Origin of the sequence: Streptomyces shinuiensis (genome assembly GCF_043660855.1) — a bacterium.
Taxonomy (GTDB): domain Bacteria; phylum Actinomycetota; class Actinomycetes; order Streptomycetales; family Streptomycetaceae; genus Streptomyces.
Genome location: NZ_JBIHML010000001.1, coordinates 4,735,976 through 4,759,254, shown reverse-complemented (window position 1 = coordinate 4,759,254; position 23,279 = coordinate 4,735,976). Strand labels below are relative to the sequence as shown.

General features: G+C 74.3%; 20 protein-coding genes and 2 pseudogenes. 16 read left to right on the top strand and 6 right to left on the bottom strand.

Going from position 1 to position 23,279, the window contains the following annotated elements:
- Positions 1-9: 9 nt before the first annotated feature.
- Genes cobM through cobC form a run of 8 tightly spaced genes read left to right on the top strand, consistent with a single transcriptional unit; the run spans position 10 to position 8,016 of the window.
- Entirely contained in the window at positions 10-849 is an 840-nt protein-coding gene (gene cobM, locus ACGRHY_RS21475; protein WP_394638147.1) for a precorrin-4 C(11)-methyltransferase, read from the top strand.
- Positions 842-2,017, top strand: coding sequence for a cobalt-precorrin-5B (C(1))-methyltransferase (locus tag ACGRHY_RS21470; RefSeq protein ID WP_394636951.1), 1,176 nt, complete (start codon positions 842-844; stop codon positions 2,015-2,017). Before cobM ends, ACGRHY_RS21470 begins: the two co-directional genes overlap by 8 nt.
- Positions 2,014-3,261, top strand: a complete 1,248-nt coding sequence (gene cbiE, locus ACGRHY_RS21465; protein ID WP_394636950.1) for a precorrin-6y C5,15-methyltransferase (decarboxylating) subunit CbiE — start codon at positions 2,014-2,016, stop codon at positions 3,259-3,261. The genes ACGRHY_RS21470 and cbiE overlap by 4 nt, the downstream gene beginning before the upstream one ends.
- Positions 3,258-5,078, top strand: coding sequence for a precorrin-3B C(17)-methyltransferase (gene cobJ, locus ACGRHY_RS21460; RefSeq protein WP_394636949.1), 1,821 nt, complete (start codon positions 3,258-3,260; stop codon positions 5,076-5,078). The genes cbiE and cobJ overlap by 4 nt, the downstream gene beginning before the upstream one ends.
- Positions 5,075-5,338: a DUF362 domain-containing protein gene (locus ACGRHY_RS21455; RefSeq protein ID WP_394636948.1), complete on the top strand. Its 264-nt coding sequence runs from the start codon at positions 5,075-5,077 to the stop codon at positions 5,336-5,338. The genes cobJ and ACGRHY_RS21455 overlap by 4 nt, the downstream gene beginning before the upstream one ends.
- Positions 5,335-5,994 (top strand): precorrin-8X methylmutase, encoded by a 660-nt coding sequence (locus ACGRHY_RS21450; RefSeq protein WP_394636947.1) that lies wholly within the window; start codon positions 5,335-5,337, stop codon positions 5,992-5,994. The genes ACGRHY_RS21455 and ACGRHY_RS21450 overlap by 4 nt, the downstream gene beginning before the upstream one ends.
- Entirely contained in the window at positions 5,991-6,917 is a 927-nt protein-coding gene (locus ACGRHY_RS21445) for a sirohydrochlorin chelatase (protein WP_394636946.1), read from the top strand. Before ACGRHY_RS21450 ends, ACGRHY_RS21445 begins: the two co-directional genes overlap by 4 nt.
- Positions 6,901-8,016 (top strand): Rv2231c family histidinol phosphate aminotransferase CobC, encoded by a 1,116-nt coding sequence (cobC, locus tag ACGRHY_RS21440; protein WP_394636945.1) that lies wholly within the window; start codon positions 6,901-6,903, stop codon positions 8,014-8,016. Before ACGRHY_RS21445 ends, cobC begins: the two co-directional genes overlap by 17 nt.
- Positions 8,017-8,107: 91 nt before the next feature.
- Here cobC and ACGRHY_RS21435 read toward each other — a convergent pair whose 3' ends face one another.
- Together ACGRHY_RS21435 and ACGRHY_RS21430 are read right to left on the bottom strand one after the other, a co-directional pair.
- Positions 8,108-9,172 carry an SCO1860 family LAETG-anchored protein gene (locus ACGRHY_RS21435; protein ID WP_394636944.1) on the bottom strand — a complete coding sequence of 355 codons (1,065 nt, stop codon included), beginning with the start codon at positions 9,170-9,172 and terminating at the stop codon, positions 8,108-8,110.
- A 247-nt stretch (positions 9,173-9,419) separates the two neighbouring features.
- A complete protein-coding gene (locus ACGRHY_RS21430; RefSeq protein WP_394636943.1) occupies positions 9,420-10,517 on the bottom strand; it encodes an amidohydrolase family protein in 1,098 nt (365 codons plus the stop codon).
- Between the two features lie 95 nt (positions 10,518-10,612).
- Between ACGRHY_RS21430 and ACGRHY_RS21425 the strand changes: the two genes are divergently transcribed.
- The 5 genes from ACGRHY_RS21425 to thpD all read left to right on the top strand — a co-directional run bounded on the left by ACGRHY_RS21425 (position 10,613) and on the right by thpD (position 15,125).
- Positions 10,613-11,173: a SigE family RNA polymerase sigma factor gene (locus ACGRHY_RS21425; RefSeq protein WP_394636942.1), complete on the top strand. Its 561-nt coding sequence runs from the start codon at positions 10,613-10,615 to the stop codon at positions 11,171-11,173.
- Positions 11,174-11,667: 494 nt separating this feature from the next.
- Entirely contained in the window at positions 11,668-12,201 is a 534-nt protein-coding gene (ectA, locus tag ACGRHY_RS21420; protein ID WP_394636941.1) for a diaminobutyrate acetyltransferase, read from the top strand.
- Between the two features lie 79 nt (positions 12,202-12,280).
- Positions 12,281-13,549, top strand: coding sequence for a diaminobutyrate--2-oxoglutarate transaminase (gene ectB, locus ACGRHY_RS21415; RefSeq protein ID WP_394636940.1), 1,269 nt, complete (start codon positions 12,281-12,283; stop codon positions 13,547-13,549).
- A 134-nt stretch (positions 13,550-13,683) separates the two neighbouring features.
- Positions 13,684-14,088: an ectoine synthase gene (locus ACGRHY_RS21410; protein ID WP_093655460.1), complete on the top strand. Its 405-nt coding sequence runs from the start codon at positions 13,684-13,686 to the stop codon at positions 14,086-14,088.
- A 137-nt stretch (positions 14,089-14,225) separates the two neighbouring features.
- Complete coding sequence (thpD, locus tag ACGRHY_RS21405; RefSeq protein ID WP_394636939.1) at positions 14,226-15,125, top strand: ectoine hydroxylase; 900 nt, start codon at positions 14,226-14,228, stop codon at positions 15,123-15,125.
- Positions 15,126-15,421: 296 nt separating this feature from the next.
- Here thpD and ACGRHY_RS21400 read toward each other — a convergent pair.
- A pseudogene (locus ACGRHY_RS21400) lies at positions 15,422-15,778 on the bottom strand (beta-galactosidase trimerization domain-containing protein); the annotation flags it as partial.
- Between the two features lie 25 nt (positions 15,779-15,803).
- On the opposite strand from ACGRHY_RS21400, the pseudogene ACGRHY_RS21395 reads away from it, so the two are divergent.
- Positions 15,804-16,487, top strand: a pseudogene (locus ACGRHY_RS21395) (substrate-binding domain-containing protein); the annotation flags it as partial.
- Positions 16,488-16,537: 50 nt separating this feature from the next.
- On the opposite strand, the gene ACGRHY_RS21390 reads toward ACGRHY_RS21395, so the two are convergent.
- Positions 16,538-17,623 carry an aminotransferase class V-fold PLP-dependent enzyme gene (locus ACGRHY_RS21390; RefSeq protein WP_394636938.1) on the bottom strand — a complete coding sequence of 362 codons (1,086 nt, stop codon included), beginning with the start codon at positions 17,621-17,623 and terminating at the stop codon, positions 16,538-16,540.
- Positions 17,624-17,792: 169 nt separating this feature from the next.
- Positions 17,793-19,322: an aldehyde dehydrogenase family protein gene (locus tag ACGRHY_RS21385; protein WP_394636937.1), complete on the bottom strand. Its 1,530-nt coding sequence runs from the start codon at positions 19,320-19,322 to the stop codon at positions 17,793-17,795.
- 194 nt (positions 19,323-19,516) lie between these two features.
- Between ACGRHY_RS21385 and ACGRHY_RS21380 the strand changes: the two genes are divergently transcribed.
- Both ACGRHY_RS21380 and ACGRHY_RS21375 read left to right on the top strand, forming a co-directional pair.
- On the top strand, positions 19,517-20,314 hold the full coding sequence (locus ACGRHY_RS21380; protein ID WP_394636936.1) for an IclR family transcriptional regulator: 798 nt from the start codon (positions 19,517-19,519) through the stop codon (positions 20,312-20,314).
- A 445-nt stretch (positions 20,315-20,759) separates the two neighbouring features.
- Positions 20,760-21,713 (top strand): helix-turn-helix transcriptional regulator, encoded by a 954-nt coding sequence (locus ACGRHY_RS21375; protein WP_394636935.1) that lies wholly within the window; start codon positions 20,760-20,762, stop codon positions 21,711-21,713.
- 134 nt (positions 21,714-21,847) lie between these two features.
- On the opposite strand, the gene ACGRHY_RS21370 is transcribed toward ACGRHY_RS21375, so the two are convergent.
- The gene (locus tag ACGRHY_RS21370; RefSeq protein WP_394636934.1) at positions 21,848-23,164 is read right to left on the bottom strand and encodes a pectate lyase family protein; all 1,317 of its coding nucleotides are present in this window, start codon (positions 23,162-23,164) and stop codon (positions 21,848-21,850) included.
- Positions 23,165-23,279: the final 115 nt, after the last annotated feature.

Below are 23,279 nucleotides of genomic sequence, written 5' to 3'. Positions count from 1 at the left end.
CCCGGGAAGGTGACCATCGTGGGCGCCGGGCCCGGCGCCGCCGATCTGCTCACCTTCCGCGCGGCCCGTGCCATCTCCGAGGCCGACATCGTGGTGTGGGCTGCCAGCCTGGTGCGCGAGGAGGTCCTCGACCACGCCCGCGAGGACGCCGAGGTCCTGGACTCGGCCTCGATGTCCCTGGAGGACGTGATCGCCGTCTACGGGCGCGCGGCACGCGAGGGGCTGAGGGTGGCACGCGTCCACTCCGGCGATCCGGCGCTGTGGGGCGGCACTCAGGAGCAGGTGGACCGCTGCGCGGAACTGGGCGTCGAGGTGGAGATCGTCCCCGGGGTGTCGTCGTTCTCGGCGGTGGCGGCCATCGCAGGGCGGGAGCTGACGATCCCGGAGGTCGCCCAGTCGGTGATCCTCACCCGGCTCGGCGGCGGCAAGACGCCGATGCCGCCGGGCGAGGAGGTGCGTCAGTTCGCCCGGCACGGCACGACCATGGCGGTCTTCCTGTCGGCGGCGCGCTCGGGGCAGCTGGCGGTGGAGCTGCTGGAGGGCGGCTACCCGACCGACACCCCGGTGGTGATCGCCCACCAGGCGACCTGGCCGGAGGAGCTGGTGCTGCGCTGCACGGTGGGCACCCTGGAGGAGACCGTCAAGGAGCACCGGCTGTGGAAGCACACGCTGTTCCTCGTCGGCCCCGCGCTGTCCGCATCCGGCACGCGCTCGCACCTCTACCACCCCGGGCACTTCCACGGGCACCGACGCGCGCGGCCCGAGGCGCGGCGGGCGCTGCGCGCGGCCCGGGAGGCCCGGGGACGGGCCGGCGGGCAGAGCGGCCGGGAGGCGGCGGGCCGTGGGTGAGGAGCCGGAGCACGAGCCCGTCCGGGGGCCGAAGCTGCGGGAGCCGGACCTGCCGCGTACCGCCAAGCAGCGGCCGAAGGCGCTGCGCACCGGCTGGACGACCGGCACCTGTGCCTCGGCGGCGGCCCGTGCCGCCGCGCTGCATCTGGTCACGGGCGAACCCCAGCCCTGGGTGGAGGTCGCGCTGCCCTCGGGTCGGCGGGTGACCTTCGCCGTGGAGCGCTCGGCCGAGCTGCGGCCGGGCCGCACCGAGGCGGTGGTGGTCAAGGACGCGGGCGACGACCCGGACGTCACCCACGGCTCGCATCTGACCGCCACGGTGAGCTGGCGGAGCGGGCCGGGCATCGAACTGCACGGCGGCGTCGGCGTCGGCGTCGTCACCCGGCCGGGGCTCGGCCTGGAGGTGGGCGGCCCGGCCATCAACCCGGTGCCCCGCGCCATGATCAGCCAGGCGGTGGGCGAGGTCGTCGACACCGCGGAGCGTGGCGTGGACGTCACCATCAGCGTGCCCGACGGCGAGAAGCGCGCCCGCAGGACCACCAATGCCCGGCTCGGCATCCTCGGCGGCGTCTCCATTCTGGGGACGACCGGGATCGTCCGGCCGTTCTCGACCGCCTCGTGGCGGGCGAGTGTCGAGCAGGCGGTGTCGGTGGCCGCCGCGCAGGGCGCACCGGCCGTGGCGCTGTGCACCGGCGGGCGAACCGAGAAGGGCGCCATGGAGCTGCTGCCCGGACTGCCCCCGGTGTGCTTCATCGAGGTCGGCGACTTCACGGGTGCCGCGCTGCGGCGGGCGGTGGAGCACGGTGTGGGCCGGGTGGTGTTCGTCGGCATGGTGGGAAAGCTGACCAAGCTGGCCTCCGGGGTGCTGATGACGCACTACACGCGGTCGAAGGTGGACACCTCCGTCCTGGCCGACATCACCCGCGCGGTGGGCGGCGCGGACGCGCTGGCGGCCGAGGTCGCGGCGGCGAACACCGCCCGCCACGCGTACGAGCTGTGGGAGGCGGCGGGGCTGCTGCATACGGCCGCGCCGGAGCTGTGCCGCCGGGTGGTGGACGTGCTGGAGCGATTCACCGACCGCCGGATCACCGCGGAGGCGGCCATGGTGGACTTCACCGGCCGCACGGTGGTCGCCCTGTGCTCCAACGGCGGGGGGCTGCTGCCGTGATCACGGTCGTGGGCACGGGGACGGGGGCGGGGGCCCACGGACCCGGTGCGCTGTCCTGGCGGGGAGTCCGGCTGGCCGTGGGCGCACGCCGCCACCTGGAGGCGGCCGCCCCTCCCCCCGGGGTGCGGCGCGTGGTCCTGGGGCCGCTCGCCCCGGCGCTGGACGCCGTCGAGCGCCGGCTGTCGGAGGACGGGGGGCCGGTGGTGGTGCTCGCCTCCGGCGATCCCGGGTTCTTCGGAATCGTCCGCTCGCTCGCCGAACGCTTCGGCCCCGAAGTCCTGGACGTACGGCCCACCGCGCCGTCCGTCGCGGTGGCCTTCGCCCGCGCCGGACTGCCGTGGGACGACGCCGCCGTGGTCAGCGCGCACGGGCGCGACCCGCGCACCGCCGTCAACGTCTGCCGCGCGCACCCCAAGACCGCCGTGCTCACCGGGCCCGGCGCGGGGCCCGCCGAGCTGGGCGCCGCCCTGGCCACCGCCGGGCTGCCGCGCACCCTGGTGGTGGCGAGCGCGCTGGGCACGGCTGGCGAGCGCGTCGAGCGCCTCTCCCCCGCCGGGGCCGCCGCCCGCGCCTGGCCCGACGAGGTCAGCGTGGTGCTGTGCCTGGACGAGTCCCGTGCCCTGGCCGCCGCGCCCCGGGCGCTGGCCGGGCCGCGGCGCCCGCCCGCCGGATGGGCGCTGCCGGAGGACGCCTTCGCGCACCGCGACTCGATGATCACCAAGTACGAGGTGCGGGCGCTGGCGCTGGCCCGGCTCGGGCCTCGCCCGGGCGATCTGGTCTGGGACATCGGCGCGGGCTCCGGCTCCGTCGCGGTGGAGTGCGCCCGTCTGGGCGCGGCGGCCGTCGCCGTGGAGCGCACCGCCGACGGCGCCGAACGCTGCCGCGCCAACGCCGCGTCCCACGGTGTGGACCTCCAGACCGTGCACGGCACGGCCCCCGGCGTCCTCGCCGGACTGCCCGAGCCGGACGCCGTGTTCGTCGGCGGCGGGGGGCGGGAGCTGGAGGCGATCGTGTCGGCCTGTGCGCTCCGCGCCCGCCGCACGGTCGTCGTCACGCTCGCCGCGCTGGACCGCGTACCGGCCGTACGGGCGGCGCTCGGCGCGGCCGGTCTCGCGGCCGACGGCGTGCTGCTGCAGTCCTCCCGGCTGGCCCCCCTCCCCGGCGAGGTGGTGCGGCTCGCCGCCGGCAACCCCGTCTTCGTCCTGTGGGGCACCCGCCCCGGCACCGAAGGAGCATTCCCGTGAACGCCCCGAACGCCCCGGCCGGTCCGATCGGTCTCGTCTCCGCCACCGCCGCGGGGCGGCGCGCCCGCGACCGACTGGCGGCCGCCTGGCCGATGGCCGTCCGTGTCTACGGCACCGGCGGCGAAGGCGCCGCCGACGGCGCGGAGGGCGCCGGCACCGTCCGCGAGGCGGTCACCCGCGCCTTCACCGAATGCGATCGCCTCGTCTGCTTTCTCGCCGCCGGCGCGACCGTACGCCTGATCGCCCCGCTGCTGGGCGGCAAGGCGGACGATCCGGGCGTGGTGTGCGTGGACGAGGCGCAGCAGTACGCCGTGGCGCTGCTGGGCGGTCACGCGGGCGGCGCGAACGACCTGGCGCACGCGGTGGCCGAGGTCCTGTCCGGCTGCCGTCCCGTCGTCACCACCGCCACCGACGCCGCCGGCGTCCCCGGTCTGGACACCCTCGGCCTGCCCGTCGAGGGCTCCGTCGCGTCGGTGTCACGGGCGATCCTCGACGGCGAGCCCGTCCGTCTGGTGCGTCATCGCCTCCTCCCCCTTCCTGCACTGCCACCGAACGTAACCGATGCCACCGACAACGCCACGGAAAGCGACGGAGACGGTGGTGAGGAAGGCACCGGCGGCGGATACACCCTGCTGGTCACCGACCGCGCGGTGACGCCCGGCGACCGCACGGCCGTCCTGCGTCCGCCGACCCTCGCAGTCGGCGTCGGCGCCAGCCGGGGAGCCCCCGCGGACGAGGTCGCCGCCCTGGTCGGGCAGGCCCTCGCCGACGCCGGTCTGTCGCCGCTGTCCGTCACCGAGCTGGCCACCGTCGAGGCCAAGGCGGACGAGAGGGGCATCGTGGAGGCGGCCCGGCGCCTGGGCGTACCGCTGCGGACGCACCCCGCCGGCGAACTGGCCGCCGTGCCCGTGCCCCACCCTTCCGACGCGCCGCTGGCCGCCGTGGGCACCCCGAGCGTGGCGGAGGCCGCCGCGCTGCTCGCCTGCGGCGAGGGCGCCGAACTGGTCGTGCCCAAGCGGAAGTCCGCTCCCGAGGGGCGCGCGGCGATGGTGACCTGTGCCGTGGCGCGGCGGCGGCCCCGCGGGCGGCTGGCCGTCGTCGGGCTCGGTCCCGGCGCCCGCGACCTGCTCACTCCGCGCGCCCGCGACGAGCTGCGCCGCGCCTCGGTGGTCGTCGGTCTCGACCAGTACGTGGACCAGATCCGCGATCTGCTGCGACCGGGCACCCGCGTGCTGGAGTCCGGTCTCGGCGCGGAGGAGGAGCGCGCCCGCACCGCCGTGGCCGAGGCCCGCGCGGGCCGCGCGGTGGCGCTGATCGGCAGCGGCGACGCGGGGGTGTACGCGATGGCCTCGCCCGCCCTGGCCGAGGCGTCCGCCGACATCGGCGTGGTCGGTGTCCCCGGCGTCACCGCGGCGCTCGCCGCCGCCGCGCTGCTGGGCGCGCCGCTGGGCCACGACCACGTCTCGATCAGCCTGTCGGACCTGCACACCCCCTGGGAGGTGATCGAGCGCCGGGTGCGGGCGGCGGCCGAGTCCGACCTGGTGGTGACGTTCTACAACCCCCGCAGCCGGGGCCGCGACTGGCAGCTTCCCAAGGCGCTCGCCCTGCTGGCCGAGCACCGTGCACCGCACACCCCGGCCGGGGTGGTGCGCAACGCCTCGCGCCCCGGCGAGCGCACCACCGTGACCACGCTCGGCGCGCTCGATCCGGCCGCGGTCGACATGATGACGGTGGTGACCGTCGGCAACACCGCCACCCGCACCGTGGCCGGCCGCATGGTCACCCCGCGCGGCTACCGCTGGCAGGAGTCCCGGTGACCACGCCCGCGGCCGTCTCCCCGACCCCGCCCGCGACCGTCTCCCCGACCCCGCCCGCGACCGCCCGCGTCGCCGTCACCTCGCGCTGCGCGGGCTGCGGCGCCTGCCTGCTGACCTGCCCGGTCCACGCGATACGTCCGCTGGGCGGCACGCTGCTGGTGCGGGCCGAGCTGTGCACCGGCTGCCTGGAGTGCGTCGAGGTGTGCCCGGTCGACGCGGTCGAGGAGATCCCCGTACGCGACCCCCAGGAGCCGTCGTGACGCCTTTGACGCCCCGCACCGTCCATCCCATCGAGGAGGAGTCGTACCGCATCCTGCGCTCGCGGCTGGACACCTCCCGACTCCCGCCGCTGACGCGGGCCGTGGTGGAGCGGGTGATCCACTCCAGCGCCGACCCGGCGTACGCCGAGGACCTGGTCACCGACGAGAGCGCGCTGCGCGCCGCGCACACCGCCCTGCACGCCGGCGCGCCGGTAGTGGCGGACGTCGGGATGGTCGCCGCCGGCATCACCCGCCGCGAGACGGTGTGCCGGCTCGCCGACGCCCGCGCCGAGGACGGCCTGACCCGCTCCGCGCACGCGGTGCGGCTGGCCTACGAGCGGGTCGGGCCGGGCGCGGTGTGGGTGGTCGGCTGCGCACCCACCGCCCTGTTCGAACTGCTCGCCCTGGACGCGGACCCCGCCCTGGTCATCGGCCTTCCCGTCGGCTTCGTCGGCGCGGCCGAGAGCAAGGCGGCGCTGCGCGCCAGCGGTCTGCCGGCCGTCAGCAACGTCTCGGAGAAGGGCGGCAGCGCGGTGGCCGCGGCCGCCCTCAACGCCCTTCTGTACACCCCTCCGTACGCCCCGGCCACCATCGCGTCCCCCGACAGCACCGCCCCCCGCACCACCCCCGGCACTGCCAAGGAGAAGATCCAGTGACCAGCCCGCCCGCCCTGCTCCTCGTCGGCCACGGCACCCGTGACGACGCCGGCGCCGAGGCGTTCCGCTCCTTCGTGCGCGACCTCGGCGAGCGGCGTCCCGGCCTCCCCGTCGCGGGAGGTTTCATCGAACTGTCCCCGCCGCCGCTCGCCGACGCCGTCGCCGAACTGACCGGACGGGGCGTGCGGAACTTCGCCGCCGTCCCGCTGATGCTGGTCTCGGCCGGGCACGCCAAGGGCGACATCCCGGCCGCCCTGGCCCGCGAGGAGCAGCGCCACCCGGGCACCACCTACGCGTACGGCCGCCCGCTCGGTCCCCACCCGGCGCTGCTGAACGTGCTGGAGCGCCGGGTGGACGAGGCGCTGCGGGCTGCGGGCGGCGGGGACGGCACGAGCGGCCGCGCCGACACCACGGTGCTGCTGGTGGGCCGCGGCTCCACCGACCCGGACGCCAACGCCGAGGTCCACAGGGCGGCCCGGCTGCTGTGGGAGGGGCGCGGCTACGCGGGCGTGGAGACGGCGTTCGTCTCGCTCGCCGCCCCCGACGTCCCCGCCGGCCTGGACCGCTGCCGGATGCTGGGCGCCCGCCGGATCGTGGTGCTGCCGTACTTCCTGTTCACCGGGATCCTGCCGGACCGGGTGCGGGCGCAGACCGGGGGCTGGGCGGCGGCGCACCCGGAGACCGAGGTGCTCTCCGCCGATGTCATCGGCCCCACCGACGAGTTGGCGGAACTGGTCTGGGAGCGCTACACGGAGGCCGTCGAGGGCGATCTGCGGATGAACTGCGACTCGTGCGTCTACCGCATCGCGCTGCCCGGCTTCGAGGAGAAGGTGGGCACGCCCCAGCGCCCCCACCACCATCCGGACGACGACGGACACGGGCACCACCATCACCACCATGGCGGCCATGCACACGCCCACTGAGCCCCTGGCCCCCCTCCGGCCCCCGCGGACCGCGCACGATCTGCGCCACCACGGCGACGCGGAGGTGCGCGGCGCCGGCGCGGACCTGGTGGACCTCGCGGTCAACGTCCGAGCCGGCACGCCCCCCGCATGGCTGAGGGAGCGGGTGGCCGCCTCGCTCGGCTCGCTGGCCGCCTACCCCGACGGGCGGGCGGCGCGGCGGGCGGTGGCGGCCCGGCACGGACTGCCGGAGGAGTGCGTGCTGCTGACGGCGGGCGCGGCGGAGGCGTTCGTCCTGCTCGCCCGGTTCCTGCCCCCGCCGGGATCGGACGCCTGGCGCGACGGCGGCCCGGTCGTGGTGCATCCGCAGTTCACCGAGCCGGAGGCCGCCCTGCTGGACGCGGGCCACCGGGTGGAACGCGTCGTCCTGGGCGAACGGGACGGCTTCCGCCTCGGTCCCGCCCGCGTTCCGGCCGGGGCCGCCGCGGTGGTCGTCGGCAACCCCACCAACCCCACCTCCGTGCTGCACCCGGCCTCCGCCCTGGCGGCGCTGGCGCGGCCGGGCCGGACGCTGGTGGTGGACGAGGCGTTCATCGACGCGGTGCCGGGCGAGCGCGAGTCCCTGGCGGGGCTGGTGACGGAGCTTCCGGGCCGCACCGTGGTGCTGCGCAGCCTCACCAAGACCTGGGGGCTGGCGGGGCTGCGCATCGGCTACGCGCTCTCCGATCCGCGGACCGTAGCCGCACTGGCGCGGCACCAGCCGCTGTGGCCGGTCTCATCCCCCGCGCTCGCCGCGGCCGAGGCGTGCTGCGAGCCCGCCGCACTGGCCGAGGCGGAGCGGGCGGCGGAGCGGACCGCCGCCGACCGGGCCCATCTGCTCGGCCGGCTGGCGGAGTTCGGTGAGCTGGGGCAGGCGACGGCGGATCCGCGGGCGCCCTTCGTCCTGGTGCGGCACGCGGGTGCGGCCGGGCTGCGGGAACGGCTGCGCGCAGAGGGCATCGCGGTACGCCGCGGGGACACCTTTCCGGGCCTGGACGCGCGGTGGCTGCGGCTGGCCGTACGCGACCGGGCGACGACGGACCGCCTGGTGCGGACGCTGGCCGGACTCGGGGTGCGCTGACGCGCGAGACGGCGGCGGGACTCCCGCCCGGGAGTCCCGCCGCCGCTCACCGCTGCCGGGCCGGACTGAGGCCGGCCCGGCAGCGGTCGGATCAGGCGTCGGCCGCGTCTGAGGCACGGCGGCGCAGCATCAGCAGCCCGCCGCCCGCGGCGACGAGCGCCAGCGCTCCGCCGGCGACGTACGGCGTGGCCGAACTGCCGCCGGTCTCGGCGAGGTTGCCGGTGGGCTTCTCGCCGGACGGCTCCGGACCGGTCTGCGGCTGCGGGTCGTTCCCCTTGCCGTCGGTGGAGCCGGCGGGACCGGCCGAGCCGCTGTCGCCACCGGTGGATCCCCCGGTGGGACCACCGCCGTCGGAGCCCTCGGTGGAGCCGCCGCTGCCGCTCGTCGAGCCCCCGTCGGCGGAGCCGCCACCGGTGGAACCGCCGTCGGTGGCACCGCCGTCGCCGCCGGTGGAGCCACCGTTGCCGCCGCCTCCGCCACCGGGCGTCTCGCAGGCGGCCTCCACCAGCGCCACCCGGCCCTTGACCGCTGCCACGCCCAGGCTCACCGGGTCCACCACGATGTCCAGTCCCAGGGCGGTGGCGGCGGCGGTGCGGGTGGTGGTCACGGTCTCGGCCAGCTTCAGCTCGACCGTGCCCACGCCGGGCACCCGGACCGAGGTGGTGCCGCCGGCCTTCACCGTGACCTTCTTGCCGAGCACCGTGACGGTGCCGGGGATCTCGGACCCGGCGGTCGGCCGGGCGCCGGCCTCGCACACGGCGCGGGAGGTGACCAGCTCGGTCCTGACCAGGGGCCGCAGCAGCCCCGGCACGTACACCCTGGCCTCGGCCAGGCTGGACCGGCCCTCGGCCTTCCCCTCCCCCACCGTCGCGCTCGAAGCGGCGGCCTTCGCGTCCAGCATGGTGAACGGCTTGCCGTTGTGCGCGCCGTCCACGCGAGCCTCCAGCAGGGTCTCGTCGGCGCTCTCGGGCGCCCGGACCGCGTTGAGCTCGGTCTTCAGCGGTACGGCGGCGCCCCCCTTGAGCAGGGAGACCTCCAGACTGGCCCGGAGTACGGCCGCGCTCGCCGAGCCCTCGTCGCCGGCGGCGTTCGCGGGCGCGGCGGTGGCCCCCACCAGAACGGCGGCGGCGAGCAGGCCGTAGACAGACTTGTTCACAGGTGAAACCCCCACGGATTGCGTGACGTCACCGGCGGCCAATGGGGGACATCGCTCACACCGGTGACTGAGACCACGCCATTGTTGACCCACGTAGCGCGAAAGTACGAACACACAGCGTTAGTTCACTCGAAAGAGTCACACCGGTCGCAGTTTTCGATTAGCACATCATGGGTAACGTGCTGCGTCTCCATGAGGCGGTCGCAGCCCCTCCCGCCACGGGCCCCGGCGCGCCTCACCGCACGCCTCACCGCACGAAACGACCCCTGAGCAGCACCGCCCGCGGCGCGGCCAGCACCCGCACGTCGGCCCGCGGGTCCGCCTCGTACACCACCAGGTCCGCCTCGGCACCCTCCTCCAGTCCCGGGCGCCCCAGCCAGGCGCGGGCCGCCCAGGTGGTCGCCGACAGGGCGTCCACCGGCGGGATGCCCGCCGCCACCAGCTCCGCGACCTCGTCGGCGACCAGTCCGTGGGGCAGCGAGCCACCCGCGTCCGTGCCGGCGAAGACCGGGATGCCCGCGTCGTACGCCGCGCGCACGGTGTCGTAGCGGCGCTCGTGGAGCCGCCGCATGTGGTCGGCCCAGCGCGGGAACTTCTTCTCGCCGCCCTCGGCGAGCCGGGGGAAGGTCGCGATGTTGACCAGGGTGGGGACGATCGCGACGCCCCGCTCGGCGAAGAGCGGGATGGTCTCCTCGGTCAGACCGGTGGCGTGCTCGACGCAGTCGATCCCGGCCTCCACCAGATCGCGCAGCGACTCCTCGGCGAAGCAGTGGGCGGTGACCCGCGCGCCCTCCTCGTGGGCGGCCGCGATGGCGGCCTCCACCGCGCCGCGCGGCCAGCAGGCGGTCAGATCGCCCTGCTCGCGGTCTATCCAGTCGCCGACGAGCTTGACCCAGCCGTCGCCGCGCCGCGCCTCGCGCCGCACATAGGCCACCAGGTCCCCGGGCTCGATCTCATGGGCGTAGTTGCGGATGTAGCGCCTGGTGCGGGCGATGTGGCGGCCGGCCCGGATGATGCGCGGCAGATCCTCGCGGTCGTCGATCCACCGGGTGTCGGCCGCGGATCCCGCGTCCCGGATGAGCAGCGTCCCGGCGTCGCGGTCGGTGAGTGCCTGCTTCTCGCTGGTGGCGTCGTCGACGGCGCCGTGGGCGTCGAGTCCGACGTGGCAGTGTGCGTCCACCAGTCCGGGCAGTGCCCAGCCCTCGACCGTGGTCGTCTCCAGCGGCCCGGTGGGCCGCTCGTAGGTGATCCGCCCGTCCACGACCCACATCTCGTCCCGGACGTCGTCGGGGCCGGGCCCGGTCAGGACCCGTCCCCGGATGTGGAAATTCCCGCGCTCGCTCATATGCCGCACTGTACGAGTCCCCTGTTACGCTCACGCAGCCGCAGGGGGCCGTGGCGCACCACTTCACAGGATCCGTCGAGCCCTGAGGAGGCCGCGTGGACGCCCCCGCCGAAGAGTTCCACGCCTTCTTCGACCGGTACTACGCCGACCTTTCCCGCTTCGCCTATCTGCTGCTGGGAGACTCCGAGGGAGCCGACGACCTCGCCGCCGACGCATTCGTCGCGGTGTGGCGCCGGTGGGACACCGTGCGGGCCGGCGGGCATCCGCTGGCGTACGCGCGCAGCGTGGTCGCCGGCATGGCTCGCACCAGGCTGCGCAGTCTGGTGCGCGAGCACCGCCGGATCGCCCTGTTCTGGTCGCACCGGCCCGACCGCGTCGACGATCCGGACGTACCCGCGGTGCTGGACGTGCGCGACGCGCTCGCCCGGCTGCCGCTGCGCAAGCGGGCGTGTGTCGTGCTGCGGCACGCCTTCGACCTGTCGGAGAGGGAGACCGCCCGCACCCTGGGCATCTCGGTCGGCACCGTCAAGAGCCAGACCTCGCGCGGCATCGCCGAGCTGGAGCGGATGCTGGCGCCGGCCCGGGCGGGTTCCGACCGCGCCTGCGAGACCGTGCGGGCGCTGAGCGCCGGGCCCGCGGGACGGGGCGGCTGGTGACCGGGCGCCCGACGCGATCGTCCGGCCCGGGACAGCCGCCGACGGACACCGGCCGGACCGGTGGCGGCGGAGGGGAAACTTCCGCCGAGTTCCCCGAAGAACCTCACGATCCGGTTTCGCTGAGGTATCTTCCATGAATCGAAGATGAATTTACGGACGCCTGATGAGAATAGAATCCCATATCCTCATGCCCGCTCACGCGGTCCTTAAACACTAAGATTCGATATCGGCGAACCTCGTATTTCGGACACGTTCCGCGCTCGTTATGGATCTGTGACGGACTCAACACCGATTCCTCTTTGCCCGGAAAATACGGGGCACACCAGGCATAACGCACCGCTTCTCGTGCGCGTGCGCACCCACGCGCGATAACATGGAACGCACGCCTGCGTAACCCCTTTCCTCGATGTGATTTGACTTCGCTCTGGGTAAATTGGATTTGCATGACCGCCGCACAAGCAGACCATGCAGGTGCCCACAGAAAGACCGTCGAAATGCCGGAGGGACTGAAGCTCGACGCGCCCCGCGTGGAGGACGGCGCAGCGATCTGGCGGATCGCGCGCGACTCCCGGGTCCTCGACCTCAACTCCTCCTACAGCTACCTCCTGTGGTGCCGCGACTTCGCCGCCACCTCGGTGGTGGCGCGCGACGGCGACGGTGAGCCGGTCGGTTTCATAACCGGCTACGTCCGGCCGCAGCACCCGCGGACCCTGGTCGTCTGGCAGGTCGCCGTCGACCACGGGCAGCGCGGACGCGGCCTCGCCGCGGCGATGCTCGACGGGCTGACCACCCGTGCCGCCGAGGAGCTCGGCATCGACGGGATCGAGACGACGATCACCCCTGACAACACCGCCTCCAACCGACTGTTCACCTCCTACGCGGAGCGCCACGGCGCCCCGGTGCGGCGCGAGGTCCTCTTCGAGGGCGCGCTGTTCCCGGAGGAGGGGCACGAGCCCGAGGTGCTGTACCGGATCGGGCCCGTCCCGCCCCTGGCCGCCGCGCCCCCACCAGCCGCCGCCGGCGGCTGACCGCCGCGCGGCGCGCCGCACCGCGCCCCGGCCCCCAGACCTCTCACTCCTCCCGCAATCCATCTCCCAGGAGATCGCTGTGACCATCACCCAGCCCGACCTGAGCATCTTCCAGACCCTCGAATCGGAGGTGCGCAGCTACTGCCGCGGCTGGCCCACCGTCTTCGACCGGGCGCGCGGCAGCTACATGTACGACGAGGACGGCCACGCGTTCCTCGACTTCTTCGCCGGCGCCGGATCACTGAACTACGGCCACAACAACCCGGTCCTCAAACGCGCCCTGCTGGACTACCTGGAGCGCGACGGCGTCACCCACGGCCTGGACATGTCCACCACGGCCAAGCGCGCCTTCCTGGAGACCTTCCGGGAGGTGGTCCTGCAGCCGCGCGGCCTGGACCACAAGGTGATGTTCCCGGGCCCGACCGGGACCAACGCCGTCGAGGCGGCCCTGAAACTGGCCCGCAAGGTCAAGGGCCGGGAGTCGATCGTCTCCTTCACCAACGCCTTCCACGGCATGTCGCTGGGCTCCCTGGCGGTGACCGGCAACGCCTTCAAGCGCGCCGGCGCCGGCGTCCCCCTGGTGCACGGCACCCCGATGCCCTTCGACCGCTACCTCGACGGCAAGGTCGAGGACTTCCTGTGGTTCGAGCGGCTGCTGGAGGACTCCGGCTCCGGCCTGAACCGGCCGGCCGCCGTGATCGTCGAGACGGTGCAGGGCGAGGGCGGCATCAACGTCGCCCGGGCCGAGTGGCTGCGCGCCCTGGCCGAGCTGTGCAAGCGGCAGGACATGCTGCTGATCGTCGACGACATCCAGATGGGCTGCGGCCGGACCGGCGCCTTCTTCTCCTTCGAGGAGGCCGGGATCACCCCCGACATCATCACCGTCTCCAAGTCCATCAGCGGCTACGGAATGCCGATGGCGCTGACCCTGTTCCGGCCCGAGCTGGACGTCTGGGAGCCCGGCGAGCACAACGGCACCTTCCGCGGCAACAACCCCGCCTTCGTCACCGCCGCGGCCACCCTGAATACCTACTGGGCCGACGGGCAGATGGAGAAGCAGACGCTCGCCCGCGGCGAGCAGGTCGAGGCCGCCCTGCGCGCCATCGCCGCCGAGCACCCCGAGGAGGTGGCCGACGTCCGGGGCCGCGGCCTGGTGTGGGGCATGGAGTTCCACGACAAGGCGCGCGCCGGCTCCGTGGCCTCCCGCGCCTTCGAGCTCGGACTGCTCATCGAGACCTCCGGCCCCGAGAGCGAGGTCGTCAAGCTGCTTCCGGCACTGACGATCTCCCCCGAGGAGCTGGACGAGGGCCTGCGCATTCTGGCCCGCGCGGTCCGCGAGACCGCCTGACACCCGCGGCACCGCCCGTCCCCGGCGCCCGTTCCGGCGCCGGGGGCGTCCGGTCGCCGCACGCACCACCCGAACGGCCCATCCCGCAGGTTTTTCCGCGGATGGGCCTCTGACCGGAAAGGCACCACTTCACTGTGATCGTCCGATCGCTACAGGAAATCGAGGACACCGACCGCCACGTCAGGTCCGCATCCGGCACCTGGGAGAGCAAGCGGATCGTGCTCGCGAAGGAGCGTGTGGGCTTCTCGCTGCACGAGACCGTGCTCTACGCGGGTACGGAGACCTCGATGTGGTACGCCAACCACGTGGAGGCCGTCCTCTGCGTGGAGGGCGAGGCCGAGCTCACCAACGACGAGACCGGCGAGAAGCACTGGATCACCCCCGGCACCATGTACTTGCTGGACGGCCACGAGAAGCACACACTTCGTCCCAAGACGGACTTCCGTTGCGTCTGCGTCTTCAACCCGCCGGTCACCGGCCGTGAGGACCACGACGAGAACGGCGTCTACCCCCTGCTCACCGAACCGGACGAGAGCTGACGTCCCGCACCGGCCGAGCCAGACGGGCCGGTGCGGACGGCAGCCGAGACCACACGGGAGGCCCTGGCGAGAGAACCCGCAGCGAAGCGGCCACACGCGGGTACAGGGCCGCACGATGAGGAGAGGAAGGCAGAACCATGACCACCGCACCCGAACGCATCGCAGACCTCTACCCGACCCGGGGAGCCTCCGAGGTGATCACCCCGCGGCAGGACCCCACGGTGTGGTCCGCCCCCGGCACCCCGGGGCCGATCGAGACCGCGGACCTGGAGTCCTACGGCCGGGACGGCTTCCTGGCGATCGACCAGCTCATCACCCCCGATGAGGTGGAGGTCTACAACCGGGAGCTGAACCGGCTGGTCTCGGACCCGCTGATCCGCGCGGACGAGCGTTCGATCGTGGAGCCGAAGTCCCAGGAGATCCGCTCCGTCTTCGAGGTCCACAAGATCAGCGAGGTCTTCGCCGGCCTGGTGAGGGACCCGCGGGTGGTGGGCCGCGCCCGTCAGATCCTGGGCTCGGACGTGTACGTCCACCAGAGCCGGATCAACGTCAAGCCGGGCTTCGGGGCATCGGGGTTCTACTGGCACTCCGACTTCGAGACCTGGCACGCCGAGGACGGTCTGCCGAACATGCGGACGGTCTCCGTCTCGATCGCCCTGACCGAGAACTACGAGACCAACGGCGCCCTGATGATCATGCCCGGATCGCACCGGACGTTCCTCGGCTGTGAGGGCGCCACGCCGAAGGACAACTACAAGAAGTCCCTGCAGATGCAGGACGCGGGCACACCGTCCGACGAGGCGCTGACCCGGCTCGCCGGCGAGCACGGCATCCACCTGTTCACGGGCAAGCCCGGTTCGGCCACCTGGTTCGACTGCAACTGCATGCACGGCTCCGGGGACAACATCACCCCGTACCCGCGCAGCAACGTCTTCATCGTCTTCAACAGCGTGGAGAACACCGCGGTGGAACCGTTCGCGGCGCCCATCCCGCGCCCGGATTTCCTCGGCGCACGGGACTTCACCCCCGTGAAGTGACCACTCCCGTGAGGTGAGGAGCGACCGGCGCGCCGTCTCCCCGCCGGGCCGTTCCGTACGGGCCGGCGGGGAACGGGACATGCAATGAGGGGCGGGACCGCCACGGCGGCCCGCCTCTCCGCCACCCGCGGGCGGGGGCGGATCAGCCGCGGCCCAGGACCTCCGGCGCCGGTAGGGCACAGCGGTCCGGGCCGGCTCCCGGTTGCCCGCCGGCCCGGTACGGCGGCCACGACCGCCGTGAGGTCGCGCGGCCCGCCCCCCGTGGGCCGCCGGGCAACCGGGGCTCAGCCGTCGAGGCGGACCACGCGGACCCCGCCCGCGGCCGGACCGCCGCCGTAGGACCACACCGTCCCGGCGCCCCGCGCCACGACGGTCTCGGCCCATACGCCGGCCTCCAGCGAGGGGACGCCGGGGCCGAGGACGGTCACCGTCTGACCCGCCCGCAACGGCTGGAACTCCTCGACCGTCAGCCCCAGCACCTCGCGCAGCGCGCCCGGGTGGGGGCCGGGGTGGACGGCGTCGTGCTCGTCGACGATGCCGGAGAAGTACGACACCACCAGGGTGCCGCCGGCGGCGACGTAGGCGCGCAGGTTCTCCCCGGCCTCCACCGTGGCCAGGTAGAGGGCGGGGACCACCACCAGCGGATAGGCGGCCGGCTTGGCCGCATCGGTCCGCGGGCGCCGTGTCATGCGCTACGTCACCGCGGGCCATGTCGACGGCGTCCTGCTGGTCTCCAGCCACAGCGGAGACCCGGTGGCCGAGCAGCTCACGAGGGCCGGCATACCGGTGGTCGCCAGCGGCAGGCCGATCGACCGCAGCGGTCGTACCGCCAGGATCGCCCATGTGGCGGCCGACGACCGCGACGGAGCCCGCGACATCGTGCGGCACCTGGTCTCGCTCGGACGCCGCCGCATCGCCACGGTCGCCGGACCGCCGGACACCCCCGGCGGTGTGGACCGGCTGGCGGGCTGGCGCGAGGTGCTGGCCGAGGCCGGGCTCCCCGCCGGCGACGAGCTGGTCGCCCACGGCGACTACAGCCGCGACAGCGGCCGGCGGGCCGCCGCCGAGCTGCTGGAGCGGGTACCGCGGATGGACGCGCTGTTCGTCGCCTCCGACCTGATGGCGCGCGGTGCGCTGACCGCGCTGGAGCGGGCCGGGCGGCGGGTGCCGGACGACGTCGCCGTCGGCGGCTTCGACGACTCCCCCGCCGCCGTCGCCGGGCTCCCGGAGCTGACCACCGTCCGCCAGCCGTGGGACCGGATCAGCTCGGAGATGGTACGGGTGCTGCTGGGCCTGATCGGCGGCGAGGAGCCGTCGGCGGTGATCCTGCCGACCGAGCTGGTGCGCAGGCAGTCGGCGTGACCGCGGGGCCCCGGGCGTGACCCGCGGAGCCGGGGACCCGGGGCCGCGGGTCACGCCCGGGGCAGCACCGCCAGCAGCCGCTCCACGTCCTCGGCCGTGTTGTACAGGTGGAAGGCCGCGCGCAGGTTCCCCGCCCGGACGGAGACCTCCACTCCCGCCTCCTTCAGCGCGTCGGCGGCCCCGCCCAGCCCGGGCACCGCGACGATCGCCGATTCGCCGGGCACCGGGCGGTGGCCCAGCGCGGCGGCGCCGGCGCGGAAGCGGGCCGCCAGGGCCCGGTCATGGGCACCGACCGCCTCCGGCCCGGCCTCCTCGATCAGGCACAGGGAGCGCTCGGCGCCCAGGTAGGGCAGGAAGGCCGGGGAGATGTCGAAGCGGCGGGCGGAACGGGCCATCTCCTCCACCGTCCCGTAGCAGCTGTCCCAGGGCCGCTCCCCCGCCATCCATCCGGCCTGCACGGGCAGCAGGTCCCCGCCGTCCCCGGGCACGGTGAGGAAGGAGGTGCCGCGCGGGCACAGCAGCCACTTGTAGGCGCCGCACACGGTGTAGTCGAAGGCGCCGGCGTCCAGCGGCAGCCAGCCGGTGGCCTGGGTGGTGTCCACCAGGGTGCGGGCGCCGTGGGCCCGTGCGGCCCCGGCGACGGCGGCGAGGTCCGCGAGGCGGCCGTCGGCCGACTGCACGGCGCTGACGGCCACCAGCGCGGTGCCGGGCCGGACGGCGTCCGCCAGCTCCTGAAGCGGGGCGGTGCGCAGCTTGAGGTCGGCGCGCACCGCGAACGGGTTGACCAGGGAGCTGAAGTCGCCGTCGGCCACCAGCACCTCGGCACCGGGCGGCAGCGAGCCCGCGACCAGCGAGACGTGCGCGGAGACGGCCGCTCCGAGCGCCACCCTGTCCGGGGTCAGACCGGCCAGCCGGGCGAAACGGGCACGCGCCTGTTCGATCACGGCGAACCAGCGCGTCATGTCCATGCGCCCCTCCACCGTCTCCCGCACCGCCTCCCGCAGGGTGTCGGCGGTACGGGCGGGGGTCAGGCCGTGCGAGGCGGTGTTCAGGTAGACGGTCGTCGGCGCGAACTCGGCCCGCGCGAGGTCCCACAGGCCCGGCAGATCCGGTGTTTCCGGCAGTGAGGTCTCCATGCACGCCACTCTGTCGCCCCGGTTCGCTCCTGTCCATGACGAATTGTCTTGGGCAATCTCAAAGCCTCGCTTATGGGCAGAGGGTTTCCTCCTCCGCCCTCCGCGCAGAGCGCCCGTGGCCGCTCTCCGCGGAGGGCGGCCACGGAGAGGGTCCGGGAATCCCGGGCGTTCAGCCCTCGCGTCGTCCGTCCACCCGGCGCGGCAGCCCGAGCGGGTTGTCGTCGCGCAGTTCCTCCGGCAGCAGCGCCGCAGGGGTGTCCTGGTAGACGACCGGACGCAGCCAGCGCTCCACGGCCGTGGCGCCGACCGAGGTGGAGGTGGAGGTGGTGGCCGGGTAGGGGCCGCCGTGGTGCTGGGCGGGGGCGACCGCGACACCGGTGGGCCAGCCGTTGACCAGGACACGCCCGGCCAGCGGCGTCAGCTCGGCCAGCAGCCCGGCCGCGGTGCCGTCCTCCCGCCCCGACTCCTCCTCGGCGATGTGGAGGGTGGCGGTGAGGTTGCCGGGCAGCTTGGCCAGCACGGCGCTGACCTCGCCGGCGTCGCGGTAGCGGGCGACGACGGTGACGGGCCCGAAGCACTCCTCCAGCAGCAGTGCGTGCCGCTCGGAGCCGGCGAGCCGCTCCGCCGAAACGGTGAGGAAGCCCGCACCCACGGCCTGCTCCTCGCCCTCGGCCGCGGCGACCGGCGCCGTCACGTCCTCCAGCTCCGCCCGGGCCCTCACCCCGGCCAGGAACGCCTCGCGCATCCGGGTGTCCAGCAGCGGCCCGCGGGCGGCCTCGGCGACGGAGTCGGCCAGGGCCCCCAGCAACCGGTCGCCGGACTCGCCCTCGGGAGCGAGCACCAGCCCCGGCTTGGTGCAGAACTGCCCCGAGCCCAGCGTCATCGACCCGGCCAGCCCACCACCGATCTCCTCGGCGCGCTCCCTCGCCGCCGCCTCGGTGACGACGACCGGGTTGAGGCTGCCCAGCTCGCCGTGGAAGGGGATGGGGGCCGGACGGGCCGCGGCGGCGTCGAACAGGGCCCGGCCGCCCCGGATCGAGCCGGTGAACCCGGCCGCGGCGACCAGCGGGTGCCTGACCAGCTCCACACCCGCGTCGAAGCCGTGCACCACACGGACGACGTCCTCGGGCAGACCGGCACGGGCGGCCGCGCGGCGCAGCGCGGCCGCGCACAGCTCGGAGGTGGCCGGATGGTCGGGGTGCGCCTTGACCACGACCGGGCAGCCCGCCGCGAGCGCGCTGGCGGTGTCGCCGCCGGGGACGGAGAAGGCCAGGGGGAAGTTGGAGGCCGCGTAGACCGCCACGACGCCCAGGGGGATCTTGTAGCGGCGCAGATCGGGCCGGGGCGGGGTGAGCGAGGCGTCGGCGTGGTCGATGACGACGTCCAGGTACCCGCCGTCGGCGACCTCGTCGGCGAAGGCGAGCAGCTGGTAGGCGGTGCGGCCCAGTTCGCCGTTCAGCCGGACCTCGCCCAGCGCGGTCTCGGCGTCCGCCGCGGCGACGATCTCCTCCCGGGAGGCCTCCAGCTCCTCGGCGGCCGCGCGCAGCAGGGCGATCCGGGCGGCACGGCCCGCCAGCTCACCGCGCACGGCGTGGGCGGCACGCACGGCCGCGTCGACATCGGCGGCCGTGGCCTCGGCCGCGATCTGTTCACGGCGCTTCCCCGTTCTGGGGTCGACGCTCCACACTGGTACTGCCACCGCTGAACTCCTCCTTCGAAACGGCCGCCGACCGGACGACGGCAGGGGACGACGGGACCGGCGGGGGCACGGCCAGGATCCCGGACGCCGAGGACTGTCCCCCCGGAGACCTTGTTCGATATACTGAACGCTGTCCCTGTGTGTGAATAACCATTCGGGACTCTATGGCCGGTCGAGTGAAAGGGTCAAGGTCGATGCCTTCTGCGCACGGGGGCGCCCCCGGCAGGAAACCGGAGGCGGGCGGGGCACAGGTCAAGTCGGCGGTGCGCACCGTGGAACTGCTGGAGTTCTTCGCCGGACAGCCCGGCATGCACACCCTCGCCGCCGTCCAGGAGGCCGTCGGCTACCCCAAGTCCAGCCTGTACATGCTGCTGCGCACGCTCGTGGAGCTGGGCTGGATCGAGACCGACGCCACCGGCACCCGCTACGGCATCGGAGTGCGCGCCCTGCTGGTGGGCACCTCCTACATCGACGGCGACGAGGTCGTGGCCGCCGCCCGCCCCACCCTGGACAGGCTCTCCGACGACACCACCGAGACCATCCACCTCGCCCGGCTGGACGGCACCAACGTCGTCTACCTCGCCACCCGCCAGTCGCAGCACTACCTGCGCCCCTTCACCCGGGTGGGACGGCGGCTGCCCGCGCACTCCACCTCGCTGGGCAAGGCGCTGCTGGCCACCTACGACGACGACCAGGTCCGCGCGATGCTCCCCGAGACCCTGGCACCGCTGACCGAGCACACCGTCACCGACCGCGACAAGCTCATCGAGGAACTGCGCCAGATCCGCGAACAGGGCTACGCGGTGGACCGCGAGGAGAACACCCTGGGACTGAGCTGCTTCGGTGTCGCCATCCCCTACCGCACCCCCGCACGGGACGCCATCAGCTGCTCGGTCCCGGTCGCACGGCTGACCCCCGCCCACGAACAGACCATCAAGGACGCCCTGTTCGACGCGCGCGACCGGCTGGCCCTGGCCACCCGCCACCTGTAACCCCTCACCCCGGCCCGCTCCCCCCACCGAAGTCGCAGACCGCCTCCCCCGCACGGCGGACGATCGCGGTGACCGCCGCCGCTGCCGCACTGCTTCCCCTCGCGGCACAACTGCTGTGGTCGGCCGGCGCCACGACCGGACTCCCCGCCCACCGGGCCGAGCGGGCCGACAGCGCCTTCCGGCTGATCGCGGGCCTGGACGCACTCGCCGCGGCCGCCGCCGCGACGGGCGTACTGCTGCTCGCCTTCCCCGCCGGCCGGGCCAGGACGATACGGCTGCGCACCGCCGTCGCCCTGGCCTGTCCCTGCCGCCGGCCGCCGCCACCGCGCTCTTCCCACTGGCCCGGACCCTGGAGAGCGCCGCCGCACGGGCACTGTGCCGGATACCCGGCGAGGAACTCACCACCGCACCGGCCGCCTCCTGGGCCGCCCGGCGGCGCACGGCGGTGTGGTTCACCCTCCACCTGGGGCTGGGCGCACCGGTCAGCGGCGCCACCCTGGCCATCCCGCCCGCCGCAGCGGTGCTGACGGCCACACCGTTCTCCCGCGCACTGCGGGAGAACCGCCGGCGGTGGTACTGGGACACACCGGACGCGGCCCTGTGGACGGCACCGGTGGCCGCCCCCACCCTGCTCGGCCCCGCACCGGCGGACCGGCTGGCCGCCGCCGAGGCCCGCGCCGCCGCGCTCGCCGCCCGCAACCGGATCGCCCGCGAACTGCACGACTCCGTCGGCCACGCGCTGAGCGCGGTGGCACTCCAGGCCGGCGCGGCCCGCACCGCACTCGGCTCCGACCCGGAGTTCGTCCGCCGGGCACTGACCGCCATCGAGGAGACCGCCCGGCACACCACCGGCGGACTCGACGCCGTACTGGGGATGCTGCGCGAGGACGGCGGGACACCCTCCCGGGCCCCGGCCGGACCGACCCTCGCCGGGCTGGACGGCCTGCTGGAGCGGACCCGCGCGAGCGGCACACCCGTGACCCTCGCCACCGGCCCCGGCTCCTGGCGGGAAACACCCGGCCTCCTGCCCGAGGCGGTGTCCCGGGAGGCGTACCGCATCCTCCAGGAGGGCCTGGCCAACGCGCTGCGCCACGCGGGCCGGGCACCCGTCACCGTCTCACTGCTGTTCCCCGCCGCCGTGCGCTCCCTGGCCGCCCGCTACGCACCGCACCACCGCGGCCGGAGCCTGCGCGCCCGGCTGACCGGGCGCGAGGCGGAGGTGCTGCGGCTGATGGCACACGGTCTGTCCAACGCCGAGATCGCCGGCCGGATGGCGGTGGGAGCGGCCACCGTCAAGACCCATGTGGCCGCCGTCCTCGCCAAACTCGGCGCACGCGACCGCACCCAGGCGGTCATCACCGCCTACGAGAGCGGCTTCGTCGTCCCCGGCCCGGACTGAGCCGACGGGTGCCGCAAGGAGGCTCGGCCGGCCGCGGACCGGCGGGGCCGGGCCCGGCGTGGGGCCCGGCCCCGCCGGGGCCAGGGAGAGGACGGCGCCGGCTCAGGCCGGGAGTGCGCCGCGGCCGGTGGTGCTCACCTGCCGCCCTTTCCGTCCCTGACCTTGATCTCCCCGGCTCCGGCGTACCAGCCCACCAGGTACGGGACGGCCAGCGGGTGGTGGACGCGGGTGCGCAGGTTCGGGGTCCAGCCCGCGTCGTCACCGAGGAGTCGGTCGGGGTTGGCGGCGTTGTGGGCGGCCAGCAGGTCGACGGGCCGGTGGTTGACCCAGTTGTTCCGCTCGGTCATGGAGGTGCCGGGTGTCCACTGGCGGATGGTGTCGGCCGGGGTCAGCCCCTTGTGGAGGGTGAAGGCGTTGTGCTCGGCGACGAGCGCGGCCTCCTTGCCGATACCCCAGGTGTAGCCGTACTTGGCGCCCTCGTTCTGCTTGAAGTGGTTGTTGTAGGCGTCCACCTGACCGAAGCGCACGCGCGGGGCGCGCTCGTTGATGTCCTCGAAGAGGTTGTGGTGGAAGGTGGTGCGCAGCTTGCCGCGGTCGTCGGCCTCGGCCTTGTCACTGTTGCCCAGCAGGATGGTCTTGTCGTGCTCGGTGAACACGTTCCAGCTCACCGTCACCAGGTCGGCGCCGCGCACGATGTCGAGCAGGCCGTCGTGCTGCTGGAAGAGCTGCCCGAAGTAGCGCGGCTGCTCACTGTCGGGGCGGCGGCCGTCGGTGAAGGTGTTGTGGTCGATCCAGACGTGGCGGGAGCCGTAGACGACGACGTTGTCGTACTCGGAGTTCCAGGCGCCGTTCTCACCGTCGGTGGGATCCCACTGCGGGAAGCAGTCGTAGGTGTCCTCGAAGGTGATGTTGCGGACGATGACGTTCTCCACGCCCCGGATCTGGAGGCTGGCGCCGAGGATGGTGGCGTCTTCGCCCACCCCGATCAGGGTGGTGTTGGAGCCGACGTCGAGCTTGACCCGCTTTTCCTGCTCGTCGGCCGAGGCGGCGCGGGCGTCCTCCATCGGCCCCGAGGGCTCGTTCTCGCCCCAGACGGCGGGGTCGTACGCCTGGAGGTACTTCTCCGGGGTGTAGCCGTCGCGCTGGTAGTCCTCGCAGGTCAGCGGCCTTCCCTGGTCGTCGGCGTTGCCGTGGACCGTGCCCTTGACCTTGATGATCTTGGGGGTGTCGTCGCCGTCGTTCAGCGCGGCGGCCAGCTCGGCGCGGTCGGTGACGGTGAAGACGTGGTCGGCGTCGGCGTCGGCGCCGCCGGTGGTGCCGCCCTCGGCCGAGGCCCAGCCGTCGTTCTCCGGCAGGACGGCACGGACCTGGTCGCCGCCGTGGCGCGGCGCGGCCTGTGCGGGTACGGCGAGGGCCGCCAGGGCGAGTGAGGCGCACCCCGCCAGGGCCATGACACATGCTTGGCACACTTTTCTCTGCACTGTGACTCCTTCGGTCGTACGGGTCGTACGGGGGTGTTCGGGTGCCGGGCCGCTCCGGGCCTTCCGAAGACGTCCGGTGGTCGCG

Coding starts and splice junctions, on each gene's coding strand:
- cobC (WP_394636945.1), top strand. CDS start 6,901: ATGCACACGCCCACTGAGCCCCTGGCCCCCCTCCGGCCCCCGCGGACC.
- ACGRHY_RS21430 (WP_394636943.1), bottom strand. CDS start 10,517: ATGAGCGAGCGCGGGAATTTCCACATCCGGGGACGGGTCCTGACCGGG.
- ectA (WP_394636941.1), top strand. CDS start 11,668: ATGCCGGAGGGACTGAAGCTCGACGCGCCCCGCGTGGAGGACGGCGCA.
- thpD (WP_394636939.1), top strand. CDS start 14,226: ATGACCACCGCACCCGAACGCATCGCAGACCTCTACCCGACCCGGGGA.
- ACGRHY_RS21390 (WP_394636938.1), bottom strand. CDS start 17,623: ATGGAGACCTCACTGCCGGAAACACCGGATCTGCCGGGCCTGTGGGAC.
- ACGRHY_RS21380 (WP_394636936.1), top strand. CDS start 19,517: ATGCCTTCTGCGCACGGGGGCGCCCCCGGCAGGAAACCGGAGGCGGGC.
- ACGRHY_RS21370 (WP_394636934.1), bottom strand. CDS start 23,164: ATGGCCCTGGCGGGGTGCGCCTCACTCGCCCTGGCGGCCCTCGCCGTA.